Origin of the sequence: Enterovirga sp., from assembly GCF_028290205.1 — a bacterium.
Lineage (GTDB): Bacteria > Pseudomonadota > Alphaproteobacteria > Rhizobiales > Beijerinckiaceae > Enterovirga.
The window spans coordinates 23,082-31,690 of the sequence record NZ_JAQGKF010000027.1 but is presented as its reverse complement, the minus strand read 5'-3'; the positions used below and the strand labels follow the sequence as shown (position 1 = coordinate 31,690).

Here is an 8,609-nt window from a genome sequence, read left to right as displayed (position 1 = left end):
CAGTCGAAGAGCGACGCGGAATGCTGCATGCGGTCGATCAGGTAGAGCGCAGCCAGCGTGAGGGCGATCGCGAACAGCACGCCCAGGATTGCGCCGGCGCCCGAACCTGGCTCGCCCTCGCCCTTGTCGTCGCTCATAGTCGAAGCTTCGCAGCGGGAGGCCCGGCGGGCAAGAAGCCGTGGCGAACCATGACGGGGGAGGCTGCCATCGAGACCGTGCGCTTCAGCCTGGAGACGCTCCGGCATCCGGCCGAGATCCTGGTCGATTGCTGGGGCGTGCCGCATGTCAGGGCGGCCGACCGGCTCGACCTCTTCCTGGCACAGGGCTTCAACGCCGCGCGCGACCGGCTCTGGCAGCTCGACCTGTGGCGAAAGCGCGGGCTCGGCCTGCTGGCGGCCGATTTCGGGCCCGGCTATCTGGCCCAGGACCGGGCTGCCCGCCTGTTCCTCTACCGCGGCGACATGGCGGCGGAATGGGCGGCCTACGGCGTTCCGGACATGGAGGCCGTGGTCACGGCCTTTGTGGCCGGGATCAACGCCTTCATCGACCAGACGGAGAGCCGGCCGGAGCTTCTGCCGCCCGAATTCGGTGTGCTCGGAACCCGCCCGGCCCGCTGGGCGGCCGAGGACGTGGTCCGGATCCGCAGCCACGCGCTGGTCAGCAACGCCCTGTCGGAAGCGGCGCGGGCCCAGGTGCTGGTGCGCGCGGATCTGGCGACCGACCTCGTGCGCCGCTCCATCGACCCGCCGCACCGGATCGAGCGGCCGGACGGGTTCGATGCCGCAGCCGTGCCCGCCCGGGCCCTGGACGTCCTGCAGCTCGCGACGGCGCCCGTCACCTTCACGCCCGAGCGTCTCGCGGCCCGCCTGGACGAGGCCTGGCGCTGGAGCCGCGTGAGCGAGCTCGGCGAGATCTACGCCGCGCCGGCCGAGGACGGCTCCAACAACTGGGCCGTGGCCGGGTCCCGCACGGCCACCGGACGGCCGATCCTGGCCAGCGATCCGCACCGGACCTACGCGTTGCCGTCGCTGCGCTACGTGGTCCACCTCACCGCGCCCGGGCTCGACGTGATCGGCGCCGGCGAGCCCGCCGTGCCGGGCATCTCCTTCGGCCATAACGGCCACGCGGCCTTCTCGCTGACCATATTCCCGACCGACCAGGAAGATCTCTACGTCTACGAGACGGAGCCCGGCCCACCCCCGCGCTACCGCTACGGGGGCGGCAGCGAGGCCATCCGGTCCGTGCGCGAGCGCATCCCGGTCGCCGGCGCGCCGGACCAGGAGGTCGAGCTCCTGTTCACGCGGCACGGGCCGGTGATCTTCGCCGATCCGGCGCAGGGACGGGCCGTCGCGCTCCGGACGGTCTGGTCCGAACCCGGGAGCGCTGCCTACCTGGCGAGCCTCGGCGCGATGCTGGCCCGGTCGCCCGCGGAATACCGGCAGGCGCTGCGCCATTGGGGTGCCCCGGCCGCGAACCACGTCTACGCGGACCGGGACGGCCATGTCGGCTGGTTCGTGGCCGGAAAGGCGCCGCGCCGCCCGAACTGGGACGGCCTCCTGCCCGTGCCGGGGGACGGCCGCTACGAGTGGGACGGGTTCCACGACCCGGCCGACCTGCCGGCGAGCCTCGATCCCGAACGCGGCTGGGTCGCCAGCGCCAACGAGATGAACCTGCCTGCGGACTACCCGGCCGAGGACCGCAAGCTCGGGTTCGAGTTCTTCGAGCCGGCCCGCGCCGACCGCATCGCCGAGGTGCTGGGGGCCGACACGGCGCACAGCCTGGACGCTGCGATGCGACTGCAGACGGACGACCTGTCCGGCCCGGCGCGGCGGCTGCTGCGGCTCGTCCCGCCGGAGGGCGGGCCCGCCGCCGCGCTGCTCGCCGGGTGGGACGGCTCCCTGCACGAGACCAGCGCCGCCGCGGCCCTGTTCGAGGTCTGGTGGACCCGCCACCTCAAGCCTGCCCTCCTGGCGCGGGCCGCCCCGGACCGCCACGTGCGGCGCCTGCTCGCCCCCGGCGACCACGAAACGCTCTTGGGCGCGCTGGAACGGCCGGGCCAGACGCCCTGGCTCGCCACGGAGGCGGAGCGGGACGCGCTCCTGTCCGCAACCCTGGCGGAGGCGCACGCGGCCTGCGCGGCCCTGCTCGGGCCCGATCCGGCCGGCTGGGCCTGGGGCCGCCTGCACCACGGCTATTTCGAGCACCCACTGGAGGCGACCGGCCTCGCTCCCGACGAGCTGGGCAGCGTTGGTCCGCTGCCCAAGGGGGGATCCGGCTCGACGGTGATGAACACGCGCTACCGGCCGGCCGATTTCCGGGCCGTCTCAGGCGCGTCCTTCCGGATGGTGGTGGATGTCGGGAGCTGGGACGAGAGCCGCTTCATCAATGCGCCTGGCCAGTCCGGCGACCCCAGGTCGCCGCATTACGGCGACCTGGCCGAGATCTGGGCGGCGCGGCGCTACCTGCCGCTCCTGTACGGCCGCGAGGCCGTGGAGGCCGCGACGGCCACGCGGATCGCCCTGGTTCCGGCGAGGCCCACACGGGACACGGCGGCCGAGCAAGCGGCCGCCGCCGCATCCCCCGCGGGCGCGCGCTCTCAGTAGAGCGTGCTCACCGGGCGGCCGTGACCGTGACCGTGGCCGTGCCGCCGCGGTTCGGCATAGCCGCCGCGATGGCCGTGGCCGTGCTCCGCACCATAGCCGGCCCGATGGCGGTAGCCGTCGTGGTGACCGTGGCCGTACCGGTGGCTGTAGCCGTGGCGGTGGCCGCGGCGCGGCGCGGCGCCGAAGCCATCAGGGCCCAGATCCGCGCCCAGCCCCTCAGCCGGGCCGCCGAACCGGGCCGCCCCGTAGCCGCCGCCATGCCCTGCGCCGGCCGGGGCCCAGGCCTTGTAGCCCGGGCTCGTCATCACCGTATGCGAGCGGTAGCCGTATTGCGCGGGCTCGGCATAGGGGACCACCTGGGGCGCCTCCACCATCACGGTGCGGGTCACCGTGGCGTAGCGCGGCGGAGTGGTGACCCAGCAGCCGACCTTGCGGCCGTGGGCATCCACCGTGACCGACCAGTGCCGGCCGCCGGGCGACACCATCACGGTCTCCTCGACGTGTTTGTAGCGCGCCGGGGTCGTGACGGCGAACGTGCGGGGCGCCCGCACCATGACCTTTTCGACCGTCGTGCCGTAGGTCGGCGGCACGTAGGTCATGCGGTAGCAATCGCCGGTGCAGCCATAGCCGCCGGCCGCGGCCGGCAGCACGCCGAGCCCGAAGGCAGCGGCGGCGAGGAGAAGGCGCGACATCTGATTGAGCTCCGGTTTCTGTGCCCGGCCGGTCGGGCCCGGGCGGGCTTATCCCCGGACAGAACGCGCTCGACTTGCGGTCAGCAAATGAAAGCCGCCAGTAAGGTAAAATTTACGAAGATCAGCCCTGCGAAAACTTCGGCGTTTACCTTGACGCCCGAGACCGCCGCGGCGGGCCGCCCGAATTGCCTTTTGGCGGAGTTTGGTACAATTCCGCTCCGCGTCCCGGCCGAACTGGACGCGAGAAGACCGGGACGAACGCGCGATGGGACAGTGGGTTTACACCTTCGGCGACGGCAAGGCCGAAGGCGAGTCCGGCATGCGCGACCTCCTCGGCGGCAAGGGGGCAAACCTGGCCGAGATGTGCAACCTCGGCTTGCCGGTGCCGCCGGGCTTCACGGTCACGACCGCGGTTTGCACCTACTTCTACGATCACGGCCGGAGCTACCCGCCGGAGCTCGAGGCCGAGGTCCGGACGGCGCTGGCGGAGGTCGGCCGCATCACCGGCAAGGCCTTCGGCGACCCCGGGAACCCGCTCCTGGTCTCCGTCCGGTCGGGCGCGCGCGCCTCCATGCCGGGCATGATGGACACGGTGCTGAATCTCGGCCTGAACGACGAAACGGTCGAGGCGGTGGCCCTGGCCTCCGGCGACCGCCGCTTCGCCTATGACAGCTACCGGCGCTTCATCACCATGTATTCGAACGTGGTGCTGGGCGTGGACCACCACCATTTCGAAGAGGCGCTTGACCTCTACAAAGACCGGCACGGCCACACGCTCGACACCGATCTTGGCGCCGAGGACTGGGCCAGCCTGGTGGTCCGCTACAAGCAGATTTTGGAGCGCGAACTCGGCCGGCCCTTCCCGCAGGATCCGACCGAACAGCTCTGGGGCGCCATCGGGGCCGTGTTCGGCTCCTGGATGAACGCCCGGGCCAAGAAGTACCGCGAGCTGAACGGCATTCCGGCCTCCTGGGGCACGGCGGTCAACGTCCAGGCGATGGTGTTCGGCAACCGGGGCGAGACGTCCGCGACCGGAGTCGCCTTCACCCGCAACCCGTCCACGGGCGAGCGCGCCCTGTACGGCGAGTACCTGATCAACGCCCAGGGCGAGGATGTCGTGGCCGGCATCCGGACGCCGCAGGACATCACCGAGGCGGCCGCCCGCGCCTCCGGCTCCGACAAGCCCTCCATGGAGAAGGCGATGCCGGACGCCTATGCGGAGCTCGTCCGCATCTACGGCATTCTCGAGCGCCATTACCGCGACATGCAGGACATGGAGTTCACGGTCGAGGAGGGCAAGCTGTGGATGCTGCAGACGCGGGGCGGCAAGCGCACCGCGAAGGCGGCGCTGCGCATCGCCGTGGAACTCGCGGCCGAGGGCCTCATCACCCAGCAGGAGGCGGTGAGCCGCGTCGACCCCGCCTCCCTGGACCAGCTCCTGCATCCGACCATCGACCCCAAGGCGGAGCGCCAGGTGCTGGCCAGCGGGCTCCCCGCGTCCCCGGGCGCCGCCTGCGGCGAGGTCGTGTTCTCCTCCGAGGAGGCTGAAGCGGCCAAGAAGCAGGACCGCAAGGTCATCCTGGTCCGGGTCGAGACGTCGCCGGAGGACATCCACGGCATGCACGCGGCCGAGGGCATCCTGACCACGCGCGGCGGCATGACCTCGCACGCCGCCGTGGTGGCGCGCGGCATGGGCAAGCCCTGCGTCTCGGGCGCCGGCACCATCCGGGTGGATTACAGCGCCCGCACCTTCACGGTGGCCGGGGTGACCGTGAAGGCGGGCGAGATCATCACCATCGACGGCGGTTCCGGCCAGGTGCTGCGCGGCCGCGTGGCGATGCAGGAGCCCGAATTGTCGGGCGAGTTCGCGACCCTGATGGGCTGGGCCGACGCGGCCCGCCGCATGAAGGTGCGGGCCAATGCCGACACGCCCACGGACGCCCGCACGGCCCGGGCCTTCGGGGCCGAGGGCATCGGCCTCTGCCGCACCGAGCACATGTTCTTCGACGCCGAGCGCCTCGTTGCCATGCGGGAGATGATCCTGGCCGACGACGAGAAGGGCCGCCGGGCGGCGCTGGCCAAGCTGCTGCCCTTCCAGCGGGCCGATTTCGTCGAGCTCTTCACCATCATGGGCGGCCTGCCGGTCACCATCCGGCTGCTCGACCCGCCACTGCACGAATTCCTGCCGCACAGCGACCAGGAGGTGCAGGAGGTGGCGGCGCAGACCGGCCTTTCCGTGGAGAAGCTGCGGCGGCGCGCCAACGAGCTGCATGAGCACAACCCGATGCTCGGCTTCCGGGGCTGCCGGCTCGCGGTCGCCTATCCGGAGATCGCCGAGATGCAGGCCCGGGCGATCTTCGAGGCCGCGGTCGAGGTCGGCCGTGCCACCGGGGAGCCGGTCCATCCGGAGGTGATGGTGCCGCTCGTGATGACCCGGGCGGAACTCGACATCATCAAGGAGCGGATCGACGCCATGGCCAAGGTCGTGGCGGAGCAGACCGGGGTGACGCCCGAATATCAGGTCGGCACCATGATCGAGCTTCCCCGCGCCGTGCTGCGGGCGGGCGAGATCGCCGAGACGGCCGAGTTCTTCTCCTTCGGCACCAACGATCTCACCCAGACGGTGCTGGGCATCTCGCGCGACGACGCCGGCACCTTCCTGGGCACCTACACGCAGAAGGGCATCCTGGCCGCCGACCCGTTCATGACCATCGACCGCGACGGCGTGGGCGAGATGGTGAAGCTTGGCATCGAGCGCGGCCGCGCCGTCAGGCCGGGGCTCAAGGTCGGGATCTGCGGCGAGCACGGGGGCGACCCGGCTTCCGTCACGTTCTGCGACGAGATCGGGCTCGATTACGTGTCCTGCTCGCCCTACCGGGTGCCGATCGCCCGGCTCGCGGCCGCTCAGGCGGCCCTCGGCCAGAAGGCCGCAAGCCAGGCCTGAGCCGTCAGCGCGCTCCGGCCAGGTAGAGGACGACCCCGGCGGCCGAACAGGCGGCCAGGGTCGGGATCATGCCGACCCTGAAGCGGAACATCGCAACCGTTGCGGCAAGCGCGAGCGCGACGGCCCAGGCATCGACGCTCGCCAGCACCGGCGCATCGAACTGGACGCCGTAGCCGGCGACGGGCCGCGTTTCCCGGAACGCCGTGTGAATGGCGAACCACACGGCGAGGTTCAGGATCACGCCGACCACGGCCGCCGTGATGGCCGACAGCGCCCCGTGCAGCGCCCGATTGCCGCGCAGCCGCTCGATGAAGGGCGCGCCGAGGAAGATGAACAGGAAGCAGGGCACGAAGGTGACCCAGGTCGCCAGGAGGCCGCCCAGCACCCCGGCCCAGAGCGGCGACAGGGCGCCCGGGTCCCGGTAGGCGCCCATGAAGCCCACGAATTGCAGCACCATGATGAGGGGGCCGGGCGTGGTCTCGGCCATGCCGAGCCCGTCCAGCATCTCGCCCGGTTTCAGCCAGTTGTAGGTCTCGACGGCCTGCTGGGCGACATAGGCCAGGACCGCATAGGCACCCCCGAAGGTCACCACCGCCATGGTGGAGAAGAACGTGGCGATCTGGCTGAACACGTGACCGGGGCCGAGCGCCGCAAGCAGCGCGACGACCGGGACGAGCCAGAGCGCGAGGCACACCGCCGCGACCCGCAGCGCCGAGCCGAGGGTCGGGCGGGCGTGGTCCGGGAGGTCTTCGCCGAGAAGGGTGTCCCGGTCGGCCACGGCGGCGCCGCCCTTGGCCGGGCCGTGCCCTCCGCCCACCTGGAAGGCCGGCACGCCGGCCCGTCCGGCCACGAAACCAATCAGGCCGGCCGCCAGCACGATGACCGGAAACGGGATGGCGAAGACGAAGATGCCCAGGAAAGCGAGAGCCGCGAGCCCGATCATGGTCCGGTTGCGCAGCGCCCGGCTTCCGACCCGCACCACCGCCTGCAGCACGACGGCGATCACGGCCGCTTTGAGGCCGAAGAACAGGGCCGCCACGACGCCGACATTGCCGAACATCACATAGGCGACGCTGAGCGCCATGATGGAGATCACGCCCGGGATCACGAACAGGATTCCGGCCACGATGCCCCCGACCGTCCGGTGCATCAGCCAGCCGATATAGGTCGCGAGCTGCTGCGCTTCGGGGCCGGGCAGGAGCATGCAGTAATTGAGGGCATGCAGGAACCGCTCCTCCCCGATCCAGCGCTTCTCCTCGACGATGATGCGGTGCATCACGGCGATCTGGGCGGCCGGGCCGCCGAAGGACAGCGCGGCCACCCGCAGCCACACCCAGAACGCCTCCCGAAGCGTGACCCCGTGGTCGAGCCCGGATCCGGCCCCGTCGGAACGCGTCTTCACCGCCGCGGCGTGACTCATCGGGCCGATGTCCCCTTCGCTTTGGCCGGGCCCTTGGTGGCCGGCCAGTTATGCGTCTCCTCCGTGGCGTCGCGGCACCAGCGGTAGAACGCGTCGTAGAGACCCATTCCGGCGTCCAGCTGCTGCAGGTCGTCCGCGAACAACCGGGACAGCCCGAGCGAGGCGGCGAGCAGGCCCGGCGCCTCGGGGGCGAGCTCCGGCCGGGCCGTGTCGGCCGCCCGGACGATGGTGGCCAGGCGCTCCAGCGCGGGCGTGGACAGACCGAATTCTGCGACCATGACGTCGAAGGTGCATCGGTCACCGCGGTGGGTCCAGAACACCCCGTCCTCCTCGATGTCGAAGGGGGCGGCCGCAAACCTGTCCGCCACCGCCAAAACCTCGGACGGGGCCACGAACAGAAACACGGCGGCCGGGTCCACGAAGCGCCGGATCAGCCACGGGCAGGCGATCCGGTCGACCTTGGGCCGTGACCGCGTCACCCAGATGGTGCGGCCCTCCCGGTCCCGCGCCGGGAGGCTGGCCTCCGGAACCATCGGCAGCCCGGCGGCCTGCCAGGCGAGCGCGCCGCCCTCCAGGCTCTCGGCCGGCACGCCGGCCTGGCGCAGCCAGGCGGCCGCGCCCTGACTCAGCTTCAGCCCCTTCTGGCAGATCAGAACGGCCGGTCGGCCGGCGCATTCCGCCGCCCACTCGCCCGCCCGGTCCCAGGGCCGCCGGCGGGCTCCCGGAACGAGCCGCGGCAAGGCCGCGAAATCGGCATCGGTTTGCACGTCGACCAGCACCGGGCAGGCCGGCGTGCCGATCAGACGGGCGAGCTTTTCAACACTGATGGAGGTCGTGGAGGAGGCCATGGCTGCGCGTCCGGGCGGTGAAGCGGGGGACGCGATTCTTCAGCTGACGCCTCATGGGGAGATCGCGGTCCCCAAGGGGCGATTACTCGTGCCGGGCTCGGC

General features: G+C 71.7%; 5 protein-coding genes. 2 read left to right on the top strand and 3 right to left on the bottom strand.

Annotated elements, in window-relative coordinates; translation table 11 throughout:
• Positions 1–188 precede the first annotated feature (188 nt).
• On the top strand, positions 189–2,603 hold the full coding sequence (locus JWR86_RS02330; RefSeq protein WP_299560191.1) for a penicillin acylase family protein: 2,415 nt from the start codon (positions 189–191) through the stop codon (positions 2,601–2,603).
• On the opposite strand, the gene JWR86_RS02325 is transcribed toward JWR86_RS02330, so the two are convergent.
• Positions 2,597–3,295: a hypothetical protein gene (locus tag JWR86_RS02325; RefSeq protein ID WP_299560189.1), complete on the bottom strand. Its 699-nt coding sequence runs from the start codon at positions 3,293–3,295 to the stop codon at positions 2,597–2,599. The genes JWR86_RS02330 and JWR86_RS02325 overlap by 7 nt on opposite strands.
• 265 nt (positions 3,296–3,560) lie before the next feature.
• Here JWR86_RS02325 and ppdK point away from each other — a divergent pair, with 265 nt between their 5' ends.
• The gene (ppdK, locus tag JWR86_RS02320; RefSeq protein ID WP_299560187.1) at positions 3,561–6,239 is read left to right on the top strand and encodes a pyruvate, phosphate dikinase; all 2,679 of its coding nucleotides are present in this window, start codon (positions 3,561–3,563) and stop codon (positions 6,237–6,239) included.
• 4 nt (positions 6,240–6,243) lie between these two features.
• Here the strand turns inward: ppdK and chrA are convergent, their stop codons facing one another.
• Both chrA and JWR86_RS02310 read right to left on the bottom strand, forming a co-directional pair.
• Complete coding sequence (gene chrA / locus JWR86_RS02315; protein WP_299560185.1) at positions 6,244–7,659, bottom strand: chromate efflux transporter; 1,416 nt, start codon at positions 7,657–7,659, stop codon at positions 6,244–6,246.
• Positions 7,656–8,507, bottom strand: a complete 852-nt coding sequence (locus JWR86_RS02310; RefSeq protein WP_299560183.1) for a sulfurtransferase/chromate resistance protein — start codon at positions 8,505–8,507, stop codon at positions 7,656–7,658. The genes chrA and JWR86_RS02310 overlap by 4 nt, the downstream gene beginning before the upstream one ends.
• Positions 8,508–8,609: the final 102 nt, after the last annotated feature.